The organism is Streptomyces sp. NPDC056479, from assembly GCF_042795335.1.
Taxonomy (GTDB): domain Bacteria; phylum Actinomycetota; class Actinomycetes; order Streptomycetales; family Streptomycetaceae; genus Streptomyces.
In genome coordinates this window covers 448,485-473,086 of sequence record NZ_JBHTRZ010000002.1, presented here as the reverse complement: position 1 = coordinate 473,086, position 24,602 = coordinate 448,485, and the positions used below count along the sequence as shown (strand labels likewise).

The following is a 24,602-nucleotide window of genomic DNA, read 5'->3' as shown; positions in this document are numbered from 1 at the left end:
AAGAAAAAGGGGTGGCCCGGGCGGTTGTTCCTTGCGCTGCCCCCGGCCTTTTTCTGTCTGGTTTCCCCGGCGCGACGCCTTTCCCCCCACACCGGCCCCACCCCCGCTCACGTTCCTTGCAGCGTCCGCTTGGCGAGTTCGTACGCCGGCAGCATCGCCCGGTGCTCGTCGGTGTCCATTCCGCCGAGGTGGATGACGACCGGACCCTGCTTCGTCGAGACCGCCAGCGCGGTCTCCTCCTTCGTCTCCTCCAGCAGCTCGCTCGTGACGAGGTACTTCACCTCGACACCCTTGAGGCCCCCCGCTCCGAAGGTGCTGTACTTCGCCTTGCTCGCGCCGTTCTCCGCCTGGACGAAGGCCTCCAGTACGGCACGGGCGTCGCCGTCAGCCGCTTCGCCCGTCCAGACGCGGAGGAAGCCGATGTTCCCGGCCGGCTTGGCGTCGACCTCGCAGGCGGCCGTGACCGGGCCCTGGTGCAGGAGCGCGTCGGCGACCTCCTGGGCCAACTCGCTGTCGGGCTCGGCGGAATCCTCACCGCCGCCGCCCGTTCCGTCGTCGATGGCCTCCGCCTTCCAGTCCTCCGCGATGTCGAAGGTGACGGGAAGCTCGCACGCCGAGCCGGCCGCGCCGATGCTGCCCCCGCTCTTCACCGTCGTATCGTCGGCACTCGCCGCGTCGGCCGACGCCGAGGCACTGGACGACGTCTTCGCGTCGTCCTCCGCCGCCCCCGAACAGCCCGTCAGCACCCCGGCCAGCAAAGCCGCCTGGGCCAGCCGCAGCCGTGCCTTTCCCGCCCCCACCAGCATCGCGATTTCCCCTCCCGATCTTGCTCAACCGGCTCACAGTATCCGAGACCACCGACGAGGCCGATCCTGGCCCTGCGGCATCATGAGGTGATGACCTCGCTGAGCTTCGACCGCCACTGCGACGAGATCGTCTCCCAGACCGAACGGCTCGCGGGCCATGTGCGCGGCGCGGACATGACCGCCCCGGTGCTCTCCTGCCCCGGCTGGAACCTCGGCCAGTTGCTGCGGCACGTCGGCGGCGACCACCGCTGGGCGGAGGAGATCGTCCGCACCCGCGCCACAGGTCCGGTCCCGGACGACGGGGTCAACGACCTCACCGCCCGCACCGACGAGGACGCGTCCGTCATCATCCCGTGGCTCACCGAAGGAGCGGCACGGCTCAGCGCAACCCTCCGCGCCGCCGGGCCCGACGCCCTCGCCTGGAACCCTTCCGACGAGCGGCCGGCGCCGGTGGCGTTCTGGGCCCGGCGCATGACGTACGAGACCGTCGTGCACCGGGCCGACGCGGCCCTGGCGGCCGGGGCCGAGTTCGGACTGGACACCGACCTCGCAGTGGACGCGGTGGAGGAATGGCTGGAGTACTCCACCTTCCCCGAGGCGTTCGAGCCCCGGCCGGACCTGCCCGAACTGCTCGGCCCCGACCGCATGCTCCACTTCGACGCGACCGACACCGCGGAGTGGCACGTGGACCTCACCGGCGAGCGCCCCGTCTGGCGCCCTGGGACCGCCGACGCCACCGCCACTGCACGCGGCCCGGTGACCGACCTGCTTCTCTACTTCTACAAGCGCCCCGCGTTCGCCGTCGAAACCAAGGGCGACACGGCACTGCTCGACCTGTGGCGGACCCGCTCGGGCTTCTGGCTGGAGGCGCCGGAGGCGTGAACTAGTCGGCGGTGCGAGGGACGACGTTGATGTTGAACGTGTGGGAGCCGAGTCCGCCGGCGATGCCCATGAACAGGAACGCGAAGTGTTCCTGCCCGCGTGCGGTGGTGATGCCTCCGATGTCCAGCTGGGACGACGGGGGCCAGCCGAGGTCGGTGAGCAGTCGGCCGGTGGTCCGCTTGGCCCCGGCGTCGTCGCCGGAGAGGAAGACGGTGCTCGGGCCGTCGAGTCCGTCCGGGGCGGTCATCACGGTGGAGTCCATCGTGCACAGCGTCTTGACCACGGAGGTCAGGGGGAAGGCTGCCTGGATCTGTTCCCCCAGGCTGCTGTTGGGGTGCGAGAGCTGGGTGTAGTCGTCGGAGAGGCCGACCCCGACGTCGATCAGCAGCTTGCCGGCCAGCGCCGGGGTCCCGATGGATTGCAGCAGCTCGAGCGAGACGGTGCCCGGAGTGGCATTGACCAAGACCTCTGCGTGGGCGGCGGTGTCGCCCAGGTTCACCACGGGGTGGTCGAGGTCCGTCCGCTCCTCCGGGGTCCGGGAGCCGAGGAGCACCTCGTGTCCTGCGGTGCTCCAGCCGTGGGCCAGTGCTCGTGCGACGTTGCCGGTGCCGAGTAGTCCTATACGCATGCTGTGACGCTAGGCGGGGCGGGGGCCCGGCGGATCGGACGGCGGGTCCAGCTGGACCGGCACCAAGGTCGTAGTCCTGTGGTCCCGTGGGCTCTCGCTTCTCGCCGGTTTTGCCGAACCGGCAACACTCTTTGTCACTCGCCGACGTGTCGCGCAGGCTTTTGGAACAAGGACCGGGCAGTCCCGCGCGGGAACCGAGCCCGAGTCCCGCCACACCACCTGCGTACCCGGAGGCGACATGACCGAGACCCACCCCCTGAAGGCCGCCGAGTTCTGGGAGGCCCGTTACCGCGACGGCGGTCGGCTGTGGAGTGGTCGCCCCAACGCGCTGCTCGTCCGCGAGGTGGACGACTTCGGGCCCGGCCGCGCGCTCGACCTCGGGTGCGGCGAAGGGGCCGACGCGGTGTGGCTCGCCTCGCGCGGCTGGCGGGTCACCGGCGCCGACATCTCGCACACGGCCTTGGAGCGCGCCGCGCGGCATGCCGCAGAGGCCGGTGTGAGCGACCGTACGGCCTGGGAACGGCATGTCCTTGGAGAGACGTTCCCGGAGGGATCCTTCGACCTGGTGAACGCGCAGTTTCTGCAGTCGCCGGTCGAACTCGACCAGCAGCGCGTGCTGCGGCAGGCCGCCGACGCCGTCGCACCCGGCGGCACCCTTCTCATCGTCATGCACGCCGGCTGGCCGTCATGGCAGACCGAGCCGCCTTTCGACGCGGAGTTCCCGACGCTGAGCAGCGTCCTCGACGAACTCGCGCTCCCCGAGGCCGGCTGGACCGTGGAGACGCTGGAGACGGTGCGCAGTGAGCACGTGTCGCCCGAGGGGGTGGACGGTTTCCGCTACGACAACGTGTGGCGCATCCGGCGGGCCGGCGCCTGACGTGCACGTTGGTACCGGCGCGCGGACTGGGATCCGCGCGGCGGTGGACTCCTGCGGCGGTGGATCTGCGCTCAGGGACGGCTCGTCAGGTAACCGCCCATAGAGGTGAAGTACTCGCTCGCCCCCAACTCCCGGCCGTCTTCCGTCCGTACGCGTGTGATCGCCAGTCCGTGATTGCCGCCGGTTCGGGCGTCGGCCCCGGCGACGATCACCACGCCGTCGCCCTCGCGGTAGAAGATGCGGCCGGGTGTGCCGCCGTAACGGCCCTCGGAGACCACCGCGGCGAGGACCTCGAGCCGCTTGCCCTTGTGGAAGGTGAAGGTGCTGGGGTACGGCTCGGACTGGGCGCGGATCAGGCGCTGGAGGTCCTCCGCCGGCCAGGTCCAGTCGATGCGGCTGTCCTCGATGGACCGCTTGTGGAAGAAGCTGGCCCGGGACCGGTCCTGCTTGGTGAACTCCGTCTGCCCGGACGCGATGAGGCCGAGCGCGCCGATGGTGACCGGGGCGATGAGGTCGACGGTCTTGTGGAAGAGGTCGGTGGCGGTGTCCGTCGGCCCGACGGGCACGGCCTCCTGCCGGACGATGTCGCCGGCGTCGAGTTCGTCGTTCATCATGTGCGCGGTGACGCCCACTTCGGACTCGCCGTTGATCAGTGCCCAGATCAGCGGGGAGAAGCCGGCGTACTTCGGCAGGAGCGAGTCGTGCACGTTCAGAGTGCCGTGACGCGGGAGGTCGAAGATGCGCGGAGGGATCCAGGTCCGCCAGTTGTTGGCCACGATGATGTCCGGGTCGGCCTCCTTGAGGCGCTCGAACAGCTCTTCGTCGTCAGGGCGGTTGCGGATCACCACCGGGACCCGGTGCTCCTCGGCGAGGTCGGCGACCGAGTCGCTCCAGATCTTCTCGTAGGCGTGCTCGCTCTTGGGGTGTGTGACGACCAGGACCACGTCGTGTTCGGAGTCCAGGAGGGCTTGAAGGGTGCGATGCCCCCAGGTCTGGTAGCCGAACATGACGACCCGCATGGGCTTCCTCCTCAGAGCAGGGATTGACCGAGGCCAAGTAAAGCAAGGCTTGCCTTAGTGCACAACGGGCCTATGTGGCCTGCCACTTGAGTCGAGGCGTCCTATCGACACCTTCTCGGAATTAGCTTAGGCTCACCTAAGTTCCCGGTTTGCCGCTCTGTCGGCCCGCCCCGCTCCCCGTACTTTCCCCACGCCCGACAGGCGACTGCCCCGCACGATGGGAGAGACATGTCACAGGTTCTTCCTGGTGACGCAACACCGGTTCACGACCTCATTGGCATCGGCTTCGGACCGTCCAATGTCGCCATGGCGATCGCGCTCAGCGAGCACAACGCACGGGCCGGGAGGCAGGAGGCGATCACCTCCCACTTCTTCGAGCAGCAGCCCTGCTTCGGCTGGCACCGTGGCATGCTCATCGACGACGCGACCATGCAAGTGTCCTTTCTCAAGGACCTGGTGACGCTCCGGAACCCGTCCAGCGAGTACAGCTTCCTCTGCTACCTGAAGAGCAAGGGACGGCTGATCGACTTCATCAACCACAAGAACCTGTTCCCGCTGCGGGTCGAGTTCCACGACTACTTCGAGTGGGCGGCGGCCAAGGTCGAGGACATGGTCTCCTACGGTCATGAGGTCGTCGGGGTCGCGCCCGTGGTCCGTGACGGAGCCGTGGAGTACCTGGAGGTGACGGTCCGTTCGGGGGAGGGGCTCCTGGTTCACCGGGCCCGCAATCTCGTCATCGGCACCGGCCTGCGCCCCCTCATGCCGGAAGGTATGGAGCGCGGCGAACGCGTCTGGCACAACTCCGAATTACTGGCGAAAGTCGATGAGTTGGAGGGCGTCTCGCCCTCTCGCTTCATCGTCGTGGGCGCCGGGCAGAGCGCCGCCGAGAACGTCGCCTACCTGCACCGCCGTTTCCCCGAGGCCGAGATCTGCGCGGTCTTCTCCCGCTACGGATACAGCCCCGCCGACGACAGCAGCTTCGCCAACCGGATCTTCGACCCCGCGGCGGTCGACGAGTATTTCGCCGCGCCCGAGAACGTCAAACGCCGGCTGATGGACTACCACGGCAACACCAACTACTCCGTGGTGGACATCGACCTGATCGACGACCTGTACCGGCAGATGTACCAGGAGAAGGTCCTCGGCACCGAGCGGCTCCGCTTCCTCAACGTGTCGCGGCTCACCGACGTCAAGGAGACGCCGGACAAGGTCCGTGCCACCGTGACGTCCCTCGTCACCGGCGACGAGACACCCCTCGACGCGGACGTCGTGGTCTTCGCCACCGGCTACAGCCCCGCCGACCCTCTGGGCCTCCTCGGCGAGGTCGCCGACCACTGCCTGCGCGATGACGAGGGCCGTGTCCGAGTCGAGCGGGACTACCGCATCGCGACGGACCCCGACCTGCCCTGCGGCATCTACCTGCAGGGCGGCACCGAACACACCCACGGCATCACGTCGTCCCTGCTGTCCAACACCGCCACCAGGGTCGGCGAGATCCTCGACTCGCTCCTCGACCGGGGTCTCAAGTCCGCCTCCGACGAGGCCCGGACGGTCGCCGACGGAACCGGCAGCACCGCCGCCCGTTAGGACGCCCACTTGCCGTGAACCACCAACAGGCCCGAGCTTAGGGGGTGTTGTGGGCACGATCCTTTCTGAACCAAAGGGATAACGTACGTCGACATGGGCACGACTGCAGTCGAGCGCCCGGCGCTCAAGGGCACGGCACCGGCCCGTCGGCGACGGGTCATGGGTTTGGGCACGCTGGTGGTGATCCTCGTGATCGCGGCGCTGGCGTCGTTGGCCGTCGGCGCGCGCGCGTTGAGCCCTGCCGAGGTGTGGCACGGGCTGTTCGCGCCGCCGGACGCCGATCAACGCCTCACCGAGATCAGGCTCATCGTGCAGACCGTGCGGGTGCCCCGGACGGTGCTCGCGATCGTCGCGGGCACCGCCCTGGGTGTCGGCGGGGCGTTGATCCAGGGCTACACGCGCAACCCGATCGCCGACACCGGCCTGCTGGGGGTGAACACCGGCGCCTCGTTCGCCGTGGTGTCGGTGATCGCCCTGTTCGGACTCACCGATCCGTTCCAGTACGTCTGGTTCGCCTTCCTCGGGGCCGCGGCCGCCGGTGTCGTCGTGTTCGGTCTGGCGAGCATCGGCAGGGGAGCCGGTAATCCGTTGACGCTCGCTCTGGCCGGACAGGGCGTCGCGGTGTTCCTCATGGCGATGACCACCGCGGTCGCGCTGACGGACAAGGAGTCGCTGAACGCGCTGCGGTTCTGGAACGCGGGCTCCGTGGCCGGTGTCGGATTCGACGTCATCTGGCCGGTGACCGGATTCATCGTGGTCGGGCTGGTGCTGGCCCTGACCACACTGCCCGCCATCAACCTGCTCAACCTCGGCGACGACGTGGCGCGAGGGCTGGGCCTGAACATCGCGCTGAGCCGGACCATCGGCATCACCGCCATCACCCTGCTGGCGGGCGCGGCGACGGCGGCGTGCGGCCCCATCGCGTTCCTCGGGCTCATGGTGGCCCATGTGGCCCGCTATCTGACCGGGCCCGACTATCGCTGGCTGGTGCCGTACGCCGGTCTGCTCGGAGCCGTCATCCTGCTGGTCTGCGACATCGTGGGCCGCCTGGTGGTGCGGCCGAGCGAGCTGGACGCGGGTGTCCTGGTCGCTCTTCTCGGCGCCCCGTTCTTCGCGGTTCTGGTGTGGCGCGGAAAGTTCAAGAACGCATGAGCGGGGTGGACTTGAAGGCGAACGGGACAGACGTGCAGCCGAACCCGGCGGACATGAAGCCGTCGGTGGTGCCGGGCGTGCGCCTCGGCAGCGTGTCGTTCGTCTGGCGCCCCTGGGTCGTCCTGGTCACGCTGCTGCTGGCGGCGGCGACCTTCCTGGTGTTCTGTCTGTCCATCGGTGTCGGGGAATTCCCCATCGGTCTTGACCAGGTGATCGCCACACTCCTCGGCCGGGGCGAGCAGGTCGACGAGTTCGTCATCATGGACCTGCGGATGCCGCGTGCCCTGGCCGGGCTCGTCGTGGGAATCGCGCTGGGGGTGTCCGGGGCGATCACGCAGTCCATCGCGCGCAATCCGCTGGCCAGCCCGGACATTCTCGGGATCACCGGTGGCGCCAGCGCGGTCGCGGTGTTTCTGGTGACCGTCTCGGGCGGGACCGCCGCGGCGATCGTCAACTCGGTGGGCCTGTCCGCGGCGGCGCTCGCGGGCGGACTGGGTACTGGTCTGCTGGTGTACTTCCTGGCCTGGCGGCGCGGGATCGACGGCTTCCGGCTCATCCTGATCGGCATCTCGGTGAGCGCCGTGATGGAGGCGATCACGACCTGGATGCTGGTCACGGCCGACATCAGGGATGTGGCCCGGGCCCAGGCCTGGCTGGTCGGCTCGCTGGACGACCGGTCCTGGGGCGAGGTCCGGGTGGCGATCTGGGGCACGCTGGTCCTGATGGTCGTCGTGGCCTGTGTGTCCTTCCAGTTCAAGCCGCTGCATCTGGGCGACGACGTCGCCGCGGGCCTGGGCGTCCGGTACACGAGGGTGCGAGCGGTCCTGTTGCTGTGCGCGGTCCTGCTGGCCGGCGTGGCGGTGAGCGCGGCAGGTCCGGTCCCGTTCGTCGCGCTCGTGGCGCCGCAGGTGGCCATGCGGCTGGCGAGGTGTCCGACGCCGCCGATGGTGGCGTCCGGCGTGGTGGGCGCCCTGCTGCTGATCGGCGCGGACCTGGTGGCGCGCACGGCGCTGCCGGTCAGCCTCCCGGTCGGCGTGGTCACCGCCGCGATCGGCGGTCCCTTCCTTGTCTATCTGCTGGTGCGGGCGAACCTCAGGTAGCCGGAGCAAAGGTCAGGAAGCGTGAACGGAGGGGGCCTTGTGGGCGCTCAGCAGACAACAACCGAGACCGAGGCAGGAGTCGTCGACGCCGCACGGCTTGCGGCCGAAGGCGTCACGGTCGGGTACGGCGCCCGGACGGTCATCGAGGATCTCGACGTGGCGATCCCGTCCGGCGTCGTCACCACGATCATCGGGCCCAACGGCTGCGGGAAGTCGACCCTGTTGCGGACCCTGTCGCGGCTGCTGAAGCCGGCCAGGGGAACGGTCGTGCTGGACGGCGACGACATCGGCAGACTCAGGACCAGGGACGTGGCGAAGAAGCTCGGCCTGCTGCCGCAGGCGCCGGTCGCGCCGGAGGGGCTGACGGTGGCCGACCTGGTCGCCAGGGGCCGTCATCCGCACCAGAGCTGGCTGCGGCAGTGGTCGTCGGACGACGCCGCCGTCGTGGAGCGTGCGCTGGCCATGACCGGGGTTGCCGACCTGGGCGATCGCCCGGTTGACTCTCTGTCCGGCGGACAGCGTCAACGCGTCTGGATCTCCATGACGTTGGCCCAGGGCACCGACCTGCTGCTGCTGGACGAGCCGACCACCTACCTGGATCTGGCGCACGCGATCGACGTGCTCGACCTGGTGGACGATCTCCACGAGTCGGGGTGCACCGTGGTCATGGTGCTGCACGACCTCAACCTGGCCACGCGCTACAGCGACAACCTCATCGTGATGAGGGAGGGTTCGATCCTGGCGCAGGGTCACCCACGGGACGTGATCACCGCCGAGCTGCTGCACGAGGCGTTCGGTCTGCGCGCCCTGGTGATCGACGACCCGGTGGGTGACAGGCCGCTCATCGTGCCGATCGGTCGCACTCACGTCCAACTCCCGTAGATATCCATAAAGTTGGAGAAGTTAGGCTAGGCTTGCCTCACCTGCTCACGCTAAGGTTTGCCTGCCCTTAGACGGGGGTGCAGTGGAAAGCGCGAAAGCAAGGGGAATGCGGATGCTCCTCACCAGAACGACGCGTATGAAGCCCTGGCGGCGGCTGGCCGCCACCCTGTCCGCCGCGACTCTCGGCGTCGGCCTCCTCGCGGGATGCGGGTCCGACTCGTCCGACTCGGCGGACAACGCGAGCGACAACAACTCGACTGCCGCCGCCGGCGTATTCCCGGTCACGGTGGAGCACGCATTCGGATCCACGAAGATCACCAAGGCTCCCGAGCGGGTCGTCACCGTCGGCTACACGGACGACCAGACCGTCCTGGCGTTCGGCATCAAGCCGGTCGGCATGACCGACCAGTACCCGAACCCGGCGGGCAAGAGCCCCGACATCAACACGCAGTGGCCCTGGGTGAAGGACAAGTGGGGCGACGCCAAGCCCGAGGTCATCATGAAGAACGGTGACTCCGGCCCCAACTACGAGAAGATCGCCACCCTGCGTCCCGATCTCATCATCGCGGTCTATTCCGAGGTCGACCAGGCCGCCTATGACAAGCTCTCCAAGATCGCTCCGACCGTCGGCCGTACCAAGGCCGAGAAGGAGCCGTTCAGCGCGCCCTGGCAGGACAACGCGTTGCAGATCTCCAAGGCCCTCGGCAAGGCTGACGAGGGCGAGAAGATGATCTCGGATGTGCAGGAGCAGCTCGACGCCGCCAAGAAGGCACACCCCGAGTTCGGGAAGGAGACGGCCGTCTCCCTGTCCTGGTACGAGAACTCGGTGGCGCCGTTCACCTCGACCGACGTGCGCGGACGGCTGGTGTCGGGCATCGGCTTCAAGTACCGGACCGAGATCGACAAGGTCGCCGACGGCAGCTTCTACACCAAGCTCTCGCCCGAGCGCATCGACCTGGTCGACGTCGACCGCATCTTCGTGATCAACGACAAGGCGGACACGGAGGCGCTGAAGAAGTTCAAGCTGTTCACCAACCTGGACGCGGTCAAGAACGGCAAGGTGTCGTACCTGCTGGACAGTGAGGGCCCTGCGGTCGGCGCGGCCATCTCCCAGGGCACGCTGCTCTCCATGCCGTACGCGATCGACGAACTCGTCAAGTCGGCTGGCTAGGTGTGAGCGCCACCGACACGCGCGTCGCCCCGGCGACCCTGCGCACGGCGACCGGACGCGAGGCCACCCGATGGGTCGCGGCGCACTGCCGCGAAGTGCCCTGGCTGACGGTCGCCACCGTGCTCACCACGGTCGCGGGGGCGGCGCTCCAGGTCCTGCCCCTGCTCCTGCTCGGCCGTGTGGTCGACGGGGTGGTGGAGGGCAGGGCGCGCTCCATCCTGGTCACGATCGGGGCGTTGATGGTGGCCGCCGCACTGCTCGGCGCGGCGGCCACCGCGGTGTCGACATACCTCATCGGGCGGCTGGGCGCGGATCTGCTCGCGCGGCTGCGCGAAGGCGCCGTCCGGGCCGTGCTCGGGATGCCGAGCGCCCGGATCGAGCAGGTCGGCAGGGGAGATGTGCTGTCCAGGGTCGGAGACGACGTGGCCGTCATCTCCAAGGGCATCCGTACGGCCATCCCCACGGTGTTCTCGGCGGGGGTGCTGGTCGTCATCGCGACGGTCGGCATGTTCGGCCTGGACTGGCGGCTCGGCCTGGCCGGCGCCGGCGCGCTGCCCGCCTACGCGCTGGCCCTGCGCTGGTATCTGCCCCGGTCCGCCCCGCTCTACCAGAAGCAGCGGGCCGCCCAGGCCGACCGCGCGCAGGCGCTGATCAGCGGCCTGAACGGCATCGACACGGTCCGGGCGTACCGCTTGGAGGGTGCCGTCCGCGAGAAGGTCACCGAGGAGTCGTGGCGGGTGCGCGAGCTCGGGATCGAGGTCTTCCGGTTCTTCGGCCGGTTCGTCGGCCGGGAGAACCGCGCCGAGTTCATCGGGCTGACCCTGATCCTCATGGTCGGATACGCCCTGCTGGAGACCGATGCCGCCAGCCTGGGCGAGGTGTCGGCGGCGCCGCTGCTGTTCCACCGGCTGTTCGTCCCCCTCGGCGCCATCATGTTCACCTTCGACGAGGCACAGAAGTCGGGCGCGAGCCTGACCCGCCTGGTCGGAGTGCTGGAGGAGCCCACGGAGGAGCGACTCGTCGGCGACACGGCCGTAGCGGCGGCTCGCGCCGGGTCGTACCCGGTGGCGGTCGATGGCCTGACGTTCCGTTACCCCGGCGGCGAGGAGCCGGTTCTGCGGGACGTCACCCTGACGATCCCGGCCGGCGGTTCGCTCGCGCTGGTGGGGGCGACGGGTGCGGGCAAGACGACCCTTGCCGCGCTGATCGCGGGCATCGGGACCCCGGAGGCCGGGTCGGTGCGTGTCGGGTCGACCGACCTCGCCGGACTGGACGAGGCCGGGGCGCGTGCCCTGGTGAGCATCCTGACCCAGGAGACCCATGTCTTCTCCGGGCCACTCGCCGACGACCTGCGGCTAGCCGCGCCGGACGCGACCGACGACGGGCTGATGGACGCGCTGCGCACGGTAGGCGCCGACGGCTGGGTCGAGGCGCTGCCCGACGGGCTGAACACCCCGGTCGGTGAGGGCGGTGAGCGCCTGGACGTCACCAAGGTCGCCCAGATCGCCCTGGCCCGGCTGGTGCTGGCCCGGTCGCCGGTCGTGGTGCTCGACGAGTCGACGGCGGAGGCGGGCAGCGAGGGCGCCGCCGAACTGGACCGGGCCGTGCTGGCGGCCTGTTCGGGCCGGACCACGCTGTTCGTGGCGCACCGGCTGACCCAGGCGATGGCGGCGGACCGGATCGCGGTGCTGGACGCGGGACGCGTGGTCGAGCAGGGAACGCACGAGGAACTGGTGGCTCTGGGCGGCCGGTACGCACGACTGTGGCGGGCCTGGCGAGAGGGCAGTTGAGCAACCTCTGATCTGAGTTGGGCCGACTTTCGTACGGTGGAAGGAACGCGGAGTCTTCGATGATGGAACCGAGCGCTCGTCACGTACTGCTGTCCCCCGAGCAACTGGCCGCCGTACGCAGGCGCATCGGCGACCATTCCGACCGGACCGTCGCCGCAGCGTGCGCCATCGGGCTGTCGTACTGGGCGACCGGTCTGGGGCCCGACGGTATCGACCTCACGCCCGGCACCCTGTTCACCGAGGTTCTCGGATGGGTCGACAACGGCGGTGACGGGCCCGGTGGTTGGGAGGTCGGGGAGGACGGCCGGGCCATCGCCGTCCCGGAGCCGGTGGCGCCCACCGACGCCCAGCTCGCGCTGGACGATCTGGCCGACTTCCCGGACCGGCCTCTCGGGACGATCGGCCCGTCGAGTGTCGCCGCGAGGCTCGAGGCCCTGGCCGGGTGGAACGACACCGAGGCCAACCGGGTGCGCCCGACCATCGTCGAGCTGTTCCGCGAGCAGGCCCGGATCCGACCGGACGCGGTCGCCGTCGTCGACGAGCGCCGGTCGCTGACGTACCGGCAGGCGGACGAGCTGTCCGGTCAGTTGGCCCACCATCTGGTCGCACGCGGACTCGCCGCCGAACAGGTCGTCGGTATCTCGCTCGGCCGCTCCGCCGACATGGTGATCGGACTCCTCGCCGTGCTCCGGGCGGGCTGTGCGTTCGTACCGCTCGATCCGCAGTGGCCCGCCGCGCGACGGGCCGTCGTCGTCGAGGACGCGCGGGTCGTGCTGCAGCTCAACGACTCGGGGGAGCACGACTCCGATGAACCGCAGGCCGTGGCCGTGGACTTGGGCGACTGGCGGTTCGGCTCCTACGCCACCGAGGGACCCCAGGTCTCCGTCCTGGGCGACGCCCTGGCGTACGTGATCTTCACGTCCGGGTCGACCGGGCGGCCCAAGGGCGCGATGATCCGGCACGAGGCGATCAGCGAGCGTCTGCTGTGGCAGGTCAACGAGATCCTGCGCTTCGGCCACGACGACGCGTCGCTGTTCAAGGCGCCGTTGTCCTTCGACATATCCATCAACGAGATCTTCCTGCCGCTGGTGAGCGGCGCCCGGCTGGTCGTCCTGCGGCCCGGCGGCGAACGCGACCCGCACCACCTGCTGAGCGTGATCGCCGAGCGGCGCGTCACCTTCACGTACCTGGTGTCGTCCATGCTGGACGTGCTGCTGGAGATGGCGGCCGACTCCGGGAAGCTGGACAGCCTGCGGCACGTGTGGTGCGGCGGCGAGGTGCTGACCCCGGAGCTGTACGAGCGGTTCCGCACCAAGCTCGACATCCCCATGTACCACGGCTACGGCCCCGCCGAGACGACGATCGGCGTCTCGCACGTCATCTACCGCGGCGCGGCGGAACGCCTGTCGACGTCCATCGGCAAGGCCAACCCCAACACCCAGCTGTACGTACTCGACGACGAGCTGCGCCCGGTCCCGGTCGGCGTCGGCGGCGAACTCTACGTAGGCGGATTCCTCCTGGGGCGCGGATATGTCGGCGCGCCCGGCCTGACGGCTTCCCGGTTCGTCGCCAACCCCTTCGCCGACGACGGCTCCCGGCTGTACCGCACCGGTGACCTGGCGCGATACGCCCCCGACGGTTCGCTGGACTTCCTCGGCCGAGCCGACAACCAGATCAAGATCCGCGGAATGCGGCTGGAGATCGAGGACGTCGAGGTCGGTCTCGCGGAGCACCCCGGCGTACGGCACACCTGCGTCGTGGCGAAGAAGAACACGGCGGGCGGCACCTACCTCGTGGGGTACGTGATACCGGCCGCCGGGAGAGAGGACCTGCGAGCCGACGAGGTCAAGGCGTGGGCCGGCGAGCACATGGTCGAGTACATGGTGCCCGCGCACATCGTCGTCATGACGGAATTCCCGCTCACCGCGAACGGCAAGCTCGATCGGAACGCCCTGCCGGAGCCGGTGGTCGCAGCGGGTTCGCTGACACAGCCCACGACCGAGAAGGAGCGCGCGGTCTGCGCCGCGGTCGCGGCGGTGCTGCGGCTCGAAGAGGTGGGTGTCGACCAGGACTTCTTCCAGCTCGGCGGCGACAGCATCCTCGCGATCTCGCTGCTGAGCGCGCTGCGTGACGCCGGGCTCTACGTCACGGCACGGCAGATCTTCACCAACAGCACCGTGGGGGCGCTGGCGGCGGTGGCGAGCCGTGAGGACACCTCCACGGTGGACCGCCGTGATGTCGCGACCGGTTCCGTCGTGGGCTCGCCCATCGTGCAGTGGCTCGGCGAGACCACGGACGCGATCGACGGCTTCGTGCAGTCGGTGGTCCTCAACACCCCGGCGGACCTGACCGCCGACGCCCTCGACGAGATCCTCTCCGCCGTGGTCCGGCGGCACGACATGCTGCGCGCCAGACTGGTGCGCGGCGAGCGCTGGAGCTTCGACATACCGGGGGCCGACGAGGCCGTCGCCGGGTGGCAGGAGAGCGACCGGCCCCTCGACGCGTGCGTCGCACTCGCCACCGACGGGCTGGACCCGGCGTCCGGAGCGATGCTGCGGGCCGTCTGGCGCCGCGGGGCACGGCAGCTGGTCCTGGTCGCCCACCACGTGGTGATCGACGGCGTGTCCTGGCGGGTCCTGATGGAGGACCTGGCCACGGCGTGGCGGCAGTTCACCGCGGGAGGGCCGATCGAGCTGCCCCCGGCGGGCACGTCCTTTCGGCGCTGGACGCAGTTGCTGGAGCGTGCCGCCTTCGACGCGGACAGCTCCTACTACTGGCGTGCCCTGCCGGGAGAGGACGAGCAGCTCGGCAGGCGCCCGCTCTCCGCGGCCGACACCGTCGCGCGGGAGCGGATACGGACCGTCTCGGTCGGCCCCGACGTCACGGCCGCGCTGCTGGGTGAGATCCCCGCCAAGTTCCACACGGGCGTCAACGACGTCCTGCTGACCGCGCTCGCCGTCGCCCTCGCCCGCCTGCGCCGGGACCTCGGACAGACGCAGACCTTCGCGCACATCGAACTCGAAGGCCACGGCCGCGAAGGACAGTTCGTGGTGGGCTCCGCCGGCTTCGACCCGGAACTGTCGCGGACCGTGGGCTGGTTCACCACCCTCTTCCCGGTGACCGTGGACCCCGGCGCGGCGCCCGACTTCACGGCGCCGGGGTACCTGGCCGCCGCGCTCAAGGCGGTCAAGGAAGACCTCGCGCAAGTGCCGGACAACGGCGTCTCCTACGGCGCTCTGCGCTATCTGACCCAGACAGCGTTCGACGCGCCCGCACCGCAGGTCCTCTTCAACTACCTCGGCCGTTTCGACGCGGGCGCTGCGGGCGACTGGCAACTCGCGGGCACAACAGGTCAGTTGGGTGAAAAGCGCGACCCGAGGATGCGTCTGCCGCGCGCCTTGGAGTTCAACGCCATCGCCGAGCCGGGACCCGCCTCCACCGGCGAGTACGAACTGGTCACCAACATCTCCTGGCCCGACGGCATGTTCACCGACGAGGACATCACGACCCTCGGCGAGTACTTCCGAACGGCCCTCACCGGCCTGGCCACGCTCGACGAGGGCGGCCACTCTCCCAGCGACTTCGCCCTGGTGCCGCTCACCCAGGCCGATGTCGACGACCTGGACGGCCCGGCACTGCGGCACATCCTGCCGTTGACCCCGTTGCAGGAGGGCCTGTACTTCCACTCCGTCTTCGACGACGACTCCGCGGGCGCCTACGTCGAGCAGCAACTCCTGACGCTGGACGGCGACGTGGACGCCGACCGGCTCGCGGCCGCGGCCACCCGACTGCTCGTGCTGTACCCGAACCTGGCCGCGCGGTTCGTGGCCCTCGCCGACGGTCGCGTGGTCTCCGTACTGGACAGCGCCGTGCGGGCGCCCTTCACCACACTGCACCGCCCCGGCATCACCGACGCCGAGATACGCGACTACGCCGAGAGTGACCGCCGAGCCGGGTTCGACCTCGCCACCGGCCCGCTCATGCGGTACACGCTCATCGACGCGGGCTCACGGCACGTCCTGGTGCAGACCGTGCACCACATCATCGCCGACGGCTGGTCGGTGCCGCCGATGCTCCGCGCCCTGCTGGCCGAGTACCACGCGCCCGGGACCGTGTTCCCGGTCGGCGGCTTCCCCGACTACGTCGGCTGGCTCGCAGGGCGCGACGACGACGAGAGTGACCGCGTCTGGGGTGAGCAACTCGCCGAGCTGCCCGGCCCCACGCTGGTCGCCGAGGGGCATACCCCGTCCGACCGGTTCACCGACATCGCCGTGGAGCCGGAGGCCGACATCGACGCCGCCGCCCGGTCCGCCGGCGTGCCGCTGAGCGTCGCCGTGCACAGCGCCTGGGCGGTGACCCTGGGCGGCATCCTGCACGGCACGGACGTCGTGTTCGGCTCCACGGTGTCCGGCCGCGATGCCGAGGTGCCCGGCATCGAGGACATGGTGGGGCTGTTCATCAACACGATTCCCGTGCGGGCCGGTTGGGCCCCCACGACCACGGCGGGCGCCCTGCTCGCCTCGGTGCGGGAACACCAGAGCGCGGTGCTGGCGCACCAGCACGTCTCACTGGCGGGGATCGGCCGTCAGACCGGCTCCGGCTCCCTCTTCGACACACTGGTCGTCTTCGACGTCGCGACCGATGTCGACGGTCTGCGGCGGCCCGGCGACACGCTGGTCATCTCGGAGATCATGAACGAGGGTGCCCCGCACTACCCGTTGACGCTGGTGGTGGAACGCGCGCTCGACGGCCGTCCGCGCTTCAACCTGATCTACGACGGTGAGCTGCTGCGGGAGACGACCGCCCAGGCGATCCTGCGCACGTTCTCCTCGACCCTCACCGGCCTGCTCACCCGCCCGGACACCCTGGTCGACGACCTTGCGCCCGAGAGCGACCGGCTTCCCGCGCGGATCACTCCGACGACCCTGGGCGAACTGTTCGACGCCGCCGCACACCGTGACCCGGCGGCCACCGCCGTCACCCAGTGCGCCCTCGACGGCGGCACCCGGTCCCTGACATACGGCGAACTGGCCGCAGCGAGAGACCAGTTGGCCTCGGCCCTGCGCGCGGCCGGGGTCGGGCCGGGCAAGCGGGTCGCCGTCGCGGTGCCGCGCTCCGTCGAGCAGGTCGTCGCCCTGGTCGCAATCGTCAGCGCGGGCGGCGCGTACGTGCCGCTGGACCTGGCGTACCCGGACGAACGGCTGGAGTACATCCTCGCCGACGCCGCTCCGCAGGTCGTCCTCGTCGACCGTGAACAGCGGGACCGCTTCACGGGGCTGCTGGCCAGGGCAGGTGTGCCGGCCCGGGTGCTCGTGCGGGGAGACGAGCCGCCGGCCGGCGACGTCGGGGACGCCACGGCGCCCGAGGTGAGTTGGCACGACCCGGCCTACGTCATCTACACGTCCGGCTCCACCGGCCGGCCCAAGGGCGTCGTGGTCCCGCACTCCAGCGTGGTCACGCTGCTCGCCAACACCCAGCCCGACATGGACTTCGGCCCGCACGACGTGTGGGTCCAGTTCCACTCCTTCTCCTTCGACTTCGCGGTCTGGGAGCTGTGGGGAGCGCTCGCGTACGGCGGTGGGCTGCTGGTGCCGGAGTACGGGCTGACCCGTTCCCCGGTCGACTTCCACCGGCTGGTCCGCGAGCGCGGGGTGACCGTGCTCAACCAGACGCCGTCCGCGTTCTACCAGTTCATCGAGGCCGACCGGCACGCCGGAGAACCGCTCCCCGCACTGCGTCGGATCATCTTCGGCGGCGAGGCACTGGAGCTGGGGCGCCTGCGCGGCTGGGTCGAGCGGCACGGCACCGGCTCGCCCGAACTGGTCAACATGTACGGCATCACCGAGACCACCGTCCATGTCACCCACCGGGTGCTGACCGACGAGGACTTCGCACACGGCGACGACGTCAGCCCGATCGGCGGCCCCATACCCGGCCTGGTCACCTACCTGCTCGACGACCGGCTCCGGCCCGTACCGCCGGGGCGTGAGGGCGCCATCTACGTCGCAGGCGACCAGGTGTCCCTCGGCTACCTGGGCAGGCCGGGGCTCACCGCGGGCCGGTTCGTGGCGAACCCCTTCGCGGGCGACGGCTCCCGCATGTACCACACCGGTGACCTCGCCCGCCGCACGCTCGACGGTGAGCTGGAGTTCACCGGACGGGCCGACGACCAGGTGCAACTCAAAGGGTTCAGGGTCGAGTTGGGCGAGGTGGAGTCCGCGGTCAGGGAACTCGACGGCGTGGTCGACGTGGCCGTAACCGTGGCGGACAGCGGCGATCACCTGGTCGCGCACGTCGTGGGCGCGCTGTCGGGCGACTTCACCGAGCTGCTGTCCCGGAAGCTGCCGGTGCACATGGTGCCGGGCCGGGTGCTGCCCCTCGACGCACTGCCGCTGACGGTCAACGGCAAGCTGGACCGCAAAGCCTTGATCGAGCGTGCGGCCGCGCCTCATAGGGGCGCGGGGAACTGCGCGACCAGCCATGAGGCACCCGCGGGTGGAACCGTCGCCCTAGCCGCACTCATCGGCGTCTTCACTCAGACGCTGCCCGTCCCCGAAGCGGACGCCGACACCGACTTCTTCCGCGCCGGAGGCGACAGCATCATCGCCATCACGGTCGTGAACAGGGCCCGAACACTCGGCCTGCCCATCGCGCCCCGCGACGTGTTCCTGCTCAGGACCCCCCGCGCGCTCGCCGATCACCTCGCGGCGAGCGCCCCGCAGGCCGCCGCGCCCCCTGCCGCCCGCCGCGAGGACGGCCCGCTGCCCCCGACCCCGATCATCCTGCGCCAGCGCGAACTGGGCGGATCCCTCACCCGGTTCGCCCAGGCCAGGACACTGCCCGCCCCCGAGGGCACCGACTTCGCCGACGCCCGGCGCGCCGCGAACGCCGTGGTCGCCACGCATCCGGCACTCCGGCTGCGCCTGCGCGTCGAGCACGGGGTCTGGGCCCTGCGCACCGAACCGGCCCGCGGGGTCACCGTCGTCAGGCCGGACACGACCGACGCCACGACGGCGGCGAACGAGGCCGCCGGACGCCTCGACCCCGAGTCCGGGGAGGTCATCGCGTTCTCGTGGCTGGAGGCGACCCGAACCCTGGTGGTCACCGTCCACCACCTCGCCGTCGACTCCGTGTCCTGGCTGGTCCTGCTGGACGACCTGGCCACCGCCCTGCGCGGGGAGCCCCTCGCACCGCCGACCACGTCCTACGCCGAGTACGCCGAAGCGCTGACGCTCCGGTCGGCCCACGCGATCGACGGCCTCGGGCACTGGATCACCACGCTTCAGGCGCCCGCGCTGCTGCCCGCCGTCGACGGGCTGCGCGAGACCACGGTCGTCCTCCCGCCCGAGGTGAGCGACCTCGTCACCCGCACCGCGCCCGCCGCACTCGGCGTCGGACTCACCGAGTTGCTGTGCGGCGCTCTGCGCACGGCGCTGACCCGTATCCAGTCGACGCCCACCGATCTCGCGATCGAGCTGGAGCGACACGGCCGGGTCCCGGCCCTCGACCACCACGACTACACCCGCACCGTCGGCTGGTTCACCTCCATCGCGCCCGTACGGCTCACCGCGCACACCGACCCCGTCGCGGCGGCCCGCGAGATCGCCGACCGGCAGCCGGACGAGCGCGCTCACGTCGCGTACGGCCAACTCCGGTACCTCGACCCGCAGACGGCCCCGCTGCTCACCGCCCGCCCGCAGGTGCTGTTCAACTACCTCGGCCGGGGCAGCGAATCCCAGGCGCTGCACATCACGGGCGGCGACCAGGGCAGCCCGTATGCCGTCGAGGTCAACGCATGGCTCGACGAGGCCACGGGGAGCCTGCACGCGGCCTTCACCCTCGCCGAGGGCATCCCCTACGAGATAACCGACCACTGGCACGGCGCACTGGAACGCATCGCGGACGCCTCCGCGACGGCCGAGCGCACCGCGCCCGTCACCCCGCTCCAACGCGGTCTGTTCTTCCAGGCCCAGATGGCGGGTTCGGCGGGACACTACGTCGCCCAGAGCTGGTTCACCTTCGACCGGCGACTGGACACCGATGCGCTGGCCGAGGCGATGGCGTACGTGATCGCCCGGCACCCGGTCGTAGGTGCCGGCTTCACCACCGACGACGACGGCAACCCGGTCCAGACCCTCGCCGCGGGCCGCCGCGTCGGCGTCCGGACGATCGCCCTGTCCACGGACGCGGAGGTCGACGCCCTGCGCGCCCGCGACCGCGACACGGGATTCGATCCCGGCGAGCCGCCGCTGATCAGGATGACGGTGGTGCGGCTGCCCGACGACCGCGACGGCCTGCTGCTGAGCTACCACCTGCTGCTGTGGGACGGCTGGTCCCGCGAGATCGTGCTGAGGGAGCTGTTCGACGCCTATCAGGCCGTCCTCGCGGGCGAGTTCCCGGCACCGACTCCGGCCACCCCGAGCTTCGAGGAGCACGCCCGGGCGCTCGACGCCAAGGACCCCGCCGTATCGGAACGTTTCTGGGCGGACCAGCTGGCCGGCCTCCCCGGCCCGACGCTGCTGGCCGGACCGGCGCCCGCCCTCTCGGACGACCTGCCACTCGCGCTCGTGCACACCCTGTCCGCCGAGCAGTCGGACCTGCTGAGGGAAGCTGCCAGGGCGCACGGCGTCACTCTGAACTCGCTGCTGACGGGGGCCTTCGGCCTGCTGCTGGGCGCCCGCACGGGCCGCAGTGACGCCGTGTTCGGTGTGACCGTCTCCGGCCGGGAGGGCGAGGGGCTGGCCGACATCGTCGGCGTGCTGCTCAACACCGTGCCCATGTGGACCCGGGCGAGGCCCGACGACACCGTCCGTGAGTACCTCTCGGCCGTGCAGGCCGCCAGGGTCGCGGCGATGGAGCACGAGCACATGGGGCTCGGTGAGATCCAGCGGGCCAGCGGGCACGACACGCTGTTCGACAACCTGTTCGTGCTCCAGAACTTCCTGGACATGGACGCGTTCGCCGAGATGAACGCCCGGCACGGCATCACCTCGGTGAAGGCAGACGACTCCACCCACTATCCGTTCACGTGGGTCGTCACGCCCGGCGACCGGCTCACGGTCAAGCTGGAGTACCGCGACGAGGACACCGGCAAGGCCCGTCGTCTCCTCGACGACTACCTGCGCGTACTCGAAGACCTGGCCCGGGCGACCGGACCGGTCGGCGCATTGCGGGGGCTGGGGTCGCAGCCCGCGCCGGGCGAGCGTACGGACGTCGGCACGGACACCGTGGTCGACCGGTTCGACCAGGCCGCGGACCGTGACCCGCAGCGGGTGGCGCTGGTCGCCCATGGCTCGGCCATGACCTTCGCCGAACTGCGGGACCGCAGCCGTGCGGTCGCGGGGGTGCTCGCCGCGCGCGGCATCGGCCCCGAGACGACCGTGGGGCTCGCGATCCCGCGCTCCCTCGACTGGATCGCGGCGCTGTTCGCCGTCCTGCGCGTCGGCGCCGCGTATGTGCCGCTGGAGCTGGACCATCCGGACGAGCGGATCGCCGCGATCGTCGAGGACGCCCGCCCGGACGTGATCCTCACCGTGAGCGCCGTTTCTCCGCGCCTGACGGGCGAGTTGCTCGAGTTGGACCGTCCGCTGCCGGACGCCGAGCCGTTCGTGACGTTCACGCCGGACGACCCGCACCGGCTGCGGCATCCCGCGTACACGATCTACACCTCCGGATCGACCGGGAAGCCCAAGGGCGTGGTGACCGAGTACGCCGGGCTCACCAACATGCTGATCAACCATCAGCGCCGGATCTTCGAACCGGTGCTGGCGGAGCACGGGCACCGGGTCTTCCGGATCGCCCACACCGTGTCGTTCGCGTTCGACATGTCGTGGGAGGAACTGCTGTGGCTCGCCGACGGGCATGAAGTGCACATCTGCGACGAGGAGTTGCGACGCGACGCGCCCCGCCTGGTCGAGTACTGCCTGGAGCACGCCATCGACGTCATCAACGTGACGCCGACCTACGCCCAGCAACTGGTCGCCGAGGGTCTGTTGGACAACCCCGGTCGGCGTCCGCCGCTGGTGCTCCTGGGCGGCGAGGCCGTCACCCCGACGCTGTGGCAGCGACTCGCCGAGACCGGGGGAACCGTCGGCTACAACCTGTACGGACCGACCGAGTACACCATCAACACCCTGGGCGTCGGCACCTTCGAGTGCGAGGACCCGGTGGTGGGGGTGGCCATCGACAACACCGACGTGTACGTGCTGGACCCGTGGCTACGGCCCCTGCCGGACGGCGTCCCCGGCGAGCTGTACGTCTCGGGCATCGGCATCGCGCGCGGCTATCTCGGGCAGCCCGCCCAGACCGCGCACCGCTTCGTCGCCTGCCCCTTCGGCGAACCCGGCGAGCGCATGTACCGCACCGGGGACCTGGTGCTCCGGCGGTCCGACGGGAACCTGATGTACCTGGGCCGCACCGATCAGCAGGTCAAGATCCGCGGTCACCGGGTCGAACTCGGCGAGGTCGAGGCGGTGTTCGCGGCGCACCCGGCGGTGCGCTTCGTCGCCGCGGTCGCCCAGCCCGACCCCCAGGTCGACGGCGCGTACCGGCTGGCCGCCTACCTCGTGCTGGACGGCGCGGATCTGGCGGAGGTGGCCGCCGAGGTGGGCGCCGGGCTGCCGGACTTCCTGCGCCCGACGCACTACGCTCAGGTCGACGGCATCCCGCTCACGGTGAACGGGAAGGCTGACACGAAGGCCTTGCCGGAGGCCAAGCCGCTCGGCGCGCTGACCACGGCGGGGGAGCGCCCTCCCGTGACCGAGACCGAGACCGTGGTGTGCGAGTACTTCGCCGAGGCACTGGACCTGGACGACGACGAGGTGAGCGCGGTGAGCGACTTCGTGTCCCTGGGAGGCCACTCCATGCTGGCGGTGCGTCTCATCGGACTGCTCCGCCGCGAGTACGGTCCGGTGATCACGATCCGAGACCTGTTCACCCTGCGAACCCCGGAAGCGATTGCCCGCCACCTCGATGACCACTCCTGACACGCAGCGGCCCCGCCCGGGGTCCTACATCCTCCGGACCGCTCTGCGCCGCAACCGCGCCGCCATGGCCTGGGGCACCGTCCTCATGGGCCTGTACCAGGCCGGCGAGACCGCCTTCCCGATCGCGCTGGGACTCATCGTCGAGCACACGATGCAGAACCGGAGCCTCGGCTCGCTCGGCCTGTCCATCGCCGCGCTGGCCGTGATCATCACGACCGTCTCGTTGTCGTGGCGGTTCGGGATGCGCGTCCTGCAGAAGGCCAACACGACCGAGGCGCACCGCTGGCGGGTGAAGGTCGCGGCCTGCGGCCTTCAGCCGGTGGCCAGGGACGTCGACCTCAAGTCCGGCGAGATACTGACGATCGCCACCGAGGACGCCGACCAGACCGCCGACATCATCGAGGTGGTGCCGCTGCTGATCAGCTCGCTGGTCGCGGTGGTCGTCGCGGCAGTCGCGCTGGGCCTCGCCGACATCCGGCTCGGTCTGCTGGTGATCGTGGGCACCGTCGCGATCATGTCGATCCTGAGCGTGCTGTCCAGGCGGATCGGCTCCAGCACCCAGGAGCAGCAGGCCCGGGTGGCGCGGGCGGGTGCCAAGGTCGCCGACCTGATCACAGGCCTGCGTCCGCTGCACGGCTTCGGCGGCAACCACGCGGCGTTCCGGTCCTATCGGAACGTCAGCACGGAGGCGAAGCTCCAGGCGATCACGGTCGCCAAGGTCAACGGCGCGTACGCGGGCGCCGCGCTGGCCCTCAACGCGGTCCTCGCCGGCGCCGTGACCCTGACGGCGGGCTGGCTGGCCTTCGACGGGCAGATCAACATCGGGGAACTCGTCATGGCCGTGGGGCTGGCGCAGTTCATCATGGAGCCGCTCAGACTGTTCTCGGAGATGCCGAAGTACGTGATGATGGCGCGCGCCTCGGCCGAGCGGATGGCGCTGGTCCTGACCGCGCCGCCGGTCACGACGCCGGGGCCGGAATTCCCGGTCGCGGGCGGCGACCTGGAGCTCGACAGCGTCCGATACGGAACGTTGCGGGACCTGAAGTTCCGGGTGTCCGCCGGGGAGTTCGTGGCGATCGCCGCCTACCAGCCGCGCGTGGCGGCCGACCTCGCGTCGGTCCTGGCCGTGAACGTCCCGTCCGACGCGTACGAGGGAGCGGTGCGGGTCAGCGGGCGGGAGCTCGCGGACCTGTCGATCGACGCGGTCCGCGCGCACATGCTGGTGAACCCGTACGACGGCGAGATCTTCGCGGGCACCCTCCGCACGAACATCGACCCGTCCGGCACCAGCCGGTCGGTCCCCGAGGCCGTCGATGCGTCCATGCTGACGGACGTCGTCGCCCTTCACCGCGACGGACTCGACTACGGCGTCCGCGACCGCGGCGCGAACCTCTCGGGCGGACAACGGCAACGGCTGTCCCTGGCCCGGGCGTTGGCGGCCGACAGCGACGTCCTGGTCCTGCACGACCCGACGACCGCCGTCGACGCGGTCACCGAACAGCTCATCGCGCGCAACGTCGCGAAGCTGCGCCGGGGCCGCACCACCGTCGTGATCACCAGCAGCCCGGCCCTCCTGGACGCCGCCGACCGGGTCCTCGTACTCGACGACGGGGTCGTCACGGCCGAGGACACGCATCGGAACCTGCTCGCCACCGACGAGGACTACCGTCTGGCGGTGGCTCGGTGACGCGCCCCGTCGGCAGCACACATCGCCAACTGGTCG

General features: G+C 70.4%; 13 protein-coding genes. 10 read left to right on the top strand and 3 right to left on the bottom strand.

Annotated elements, in window-relative coordinates; translation table 11 throughout:
- Positions 1 to 107 precede the first annotated feature (107 nt).
- Positions 108 to 806, bottom strand: coding sequence for a lipoprotein (locus tag ACFQ6S_RS08420; RefSeq protein ID WP_383405097.1), 699 nt, complete (start codon positions 804 to 806; stop codon positions 108 to 110).
- Positions 807 to 896: 90 nt separating this feature from the next.
- Between ACFQ6S_RS08420 and ACFQ6S_RS08415 the strand changes: the two genes are divergently transcribed.
- Complete coding sequence (locus tag ACFQ6S_RS08415; RefSeq protein ID WP_383405095.1) at positions 897 to 1,688, top strand: maleylpyruvate isomerase family mycothiol-dependent enzyme; 792 nt, start codon at positions 897 to 899, stop codon at positions 1,686 to 1,688.
- 1 nt (position 1,689) lies between these two features.
- Here the strand turns inward: ACFQ6S_RS08415 and ACFQ6S_RS08410 are convergent, their stop codons facing one another.
- The gene (locus ACFQ6S_RS08410; protein ID WP_383405093.1) at positions 1,690 to 2,316 is read right to left on the bottom strand and encodes an NADPH-dependent F420 reductase; all 627 of its coding nucleotides are present in this window, start codon (positions 2,314 to 2,316) and stop codon (positions 1,690 to 1,692) included.
- Between the two features lie 238 nt (positions 2,317 to 2,554).
- On the opposite strand from ACFQ6S_RS08410, the gene ACFQ6S_RS08405 reads away from it, so the two are divergent.
- Positions 2,555 to 3,193, top strand: a complete 639-nt coding sequence (locus ACFQ6S_RS08405) for a class I SAM-dependent methyltransferase (RefSeq protein WP_383405091.1) — start codon at positions 2,555 to 2,557, stop codon at positions 3,191 to 3,193.
- Between the two features lie 71 nt (positions 3,194 to 3,264).
- Here ACFQ6S_RS08405 and ACFQ6S_RS08400 read toward each other — a convergent pair whose 3' ends face one another.
- A complete protein-coding gene (locus ACFQ6S_RS08400) occupies positions 3,265 to 4,212 on the bottom strand; it encodes a methionyl-tRNA formyltransferase (protein ID WP_383405089.1) in 948 nt (315 codons plus the stop codon).
- Between the two features lie 228 nt (positions 4,213 to 4,440).
- On the opposite strand from ACFQ6S_RS08400, the gene ACFQ6S_RS08395 reads away from it, so the two are divergent.
- The 8 genes from ACFQ6S_RS08395 to ACFQ6S_RS08360 all read left to right on the top strand — a co-directional run bounded on the left by ACFQ6S_RS08395 (position 4,441) and on the right by ACFQ6S_RS08360 (position 24,566).
- Entirely contained in the window at positions 4,441 to 5,799 is a 1,359-nt protein-coding gene (locus tag ACFQ6S_RS08395) for a lysine N(6)-hydroxylase/L-ornithine N(5)-oxygenase family protein (protein WP_383405087.1), read from the top strand.
- A 93-nt stretch (positions 5,800 to 5,892) separates the two neighbouring features.
- A complete protein-coding gene (locus tag ACFQ6S_RS08390) occupies positions 5,893 to 6,951 on the top strand; it encodes a FecCD family ABC transporter permease (RefSeq protein WP_383405086.1) in 1,059 nt (352 codons plus the stop codon).
- The gene (locus ACFQ6S_RS08385; protein ID WP_383405084.1) at positions 6,948 to 8,051 is read left to right on the top strand and encodes a FecCD family ABC transporter permease; all 1,104 of its coding nucleotides are present in this window, start codon (positions 6,948 to 6,950) and stop codon (positions 8,049 to 8,051) included. Before ACFQ6S_RS08390 ends, ACFQ6S_RS08385 begins: the two co-directional genes overlap by 4 nt.
- A 39-nt stretch (positions 8,052 to 8,090) precedes the next feature.
- Positions 8,091 to 8,933, top strand: coding sequence for an ABC transporter ATP-binding protein (locus ACFQ6S_RS08380; protein WP_383405082.1), 843 nt, complete (start codon positions 8,091 to 8,093; stop codon positions 8,931 to 8,933).
- A 112-nt stretch (positions 8,934 to 9,045) separates the two neighbouring features.
- Positions 9,046 to 10,104, top strand: coding sequence for an iron-siderophore ABC transporter substrate-binding protein (locus ACFQ6S_RS08375; protein ID WP_383405079.1), 1,059 nt, complete (start codon positions 9,046 to 9,048; stop codon positions 10,102 to 10,104).
- 2 nt (positions 10,105 to 10,106) lie between these two features.
- Positions 10,107 to 11,894: an ABC transporter ATP-binding protein gene (locus tag ACFQ6S_RS08370; RefSeq protein WP_383405077.1), complete on the top strand. Its 1,788-nt coding sequence runs from the start codon at positions 10,107 to 10,109 to the stop codon at positions 11,892 to 11,894.
- Positions 11,895 to 11,953: 59 nt separating this feature from the next.
- Entirely contained in the window at positions 11,954 to 22,879 is a 10,926-nt protein-coding gene (locus tag ACFQ6S_RS08365; RefSeq protein WP_383405075.1) for an amino acid adenylation domain-containing protein, read from the top strand.
- Positions 22,866 to 24,566, top strand: coding sequence for an ABC transporter ATP-binding protein (locus tag ACFQ6S_RS08360; RefSeq protein ID WP_383405073.1), 1,701 nt, complete (start codon positions 22,866 to 22,868; stop codon positions 24,564 to 24,566). The genes ACFQ6S_RS08365 and ACFQ6S_RS08360 overlap by 14 nt, the downstream gene beginning before the upstream one ends.
- Positions 24,567 to 24,602: the final 36 nt, after the last annotated feature.

Excerpts from the sequence above, each read along its gene's own strand:
- ACFQ6S_RS08375 (WP_383405079.1), top strand. The coding sequence starts at position 9,046 with ATGCTCCTCACCAGAACGACGCGTATGAAGCCCTGGCGGCGGCTGGCC.
- ACFQ6S_RS08365 (WP_383405075.1), top strand. The coding sequence starts at position 11,954 with ATGATGGAACCGAGCGCTCGTCACGTACTGCTGTCCCCCGAGCAACTG.
- ACFQ6S_RS08395 (WP_383405087.1), top strand. The coding sequence starts at position 4,441 with ATGTCACAGGTTCTTCCTGGTGACGCAACACCGGTTCACGACCTCATT.
- ACFQ6S_RS08415 (WP_383405095.1), top strand. The coding sequence starts at position 897 with ATGACCTCGCTGAGCTTCGACCGCCACTGCGACGAGATCGTCTCCCAG.
- ACFQ6S_RS08405 (WP_383405091.1), top strand. The coding sequence starts at position 2,555 with ATGACCGAGACCCACCCCCTGAAGGCCGCCGAGTTCTGGGAGGCCCGT.
- ACFQ6S_RS08400 (WP_383405089.1), bottom strand. The coding sequence starts at position 4,212 with ATGCGGGTCGTCATGTTCGGCTACCAGACCTGGGGGCATCGCACCCTT.
- ACFQ6S_RS08390 (WP_383405086.1), top strand. The coding sequence starts at position 5,893 with ATGGGCACGACTGCAGTCGAGCGCCCGGCGCTCAAGGGCACGGCACCG.
- ACFQ6S_RS08420 (WP_383405097.1), bottom strand. The coding sequence starts at position 806 with ATGCTGGTGGGGGCGGGAAAGGCACGGCTGCGGCTGGCCCAGGCGGCT.
- ACFQ6S_RS08410 (WP_383405093.1), bottom strand. The coding sequence starts at position 2,316 with ATGCGTATAGGACTACTCGGCACCGGCAACGTCGCACGAGCACTGGCC.
- ACFQ6S_RS08360 (WP_383405073.1), top strand. The coding sequence starts at position 22,866 with ATGACCACTCCTGACACGCAGCGGCCCCGCCCGGGGTCCTACATCCTC.
- ACFQ6S_RS08385 (WP_383405084.1), top strand. The coding sequence starts at position 6,948 with ATGAGCGGGGTGGACTTGAAGGCGAACGGGACAGACGTGCAGCCGAAC.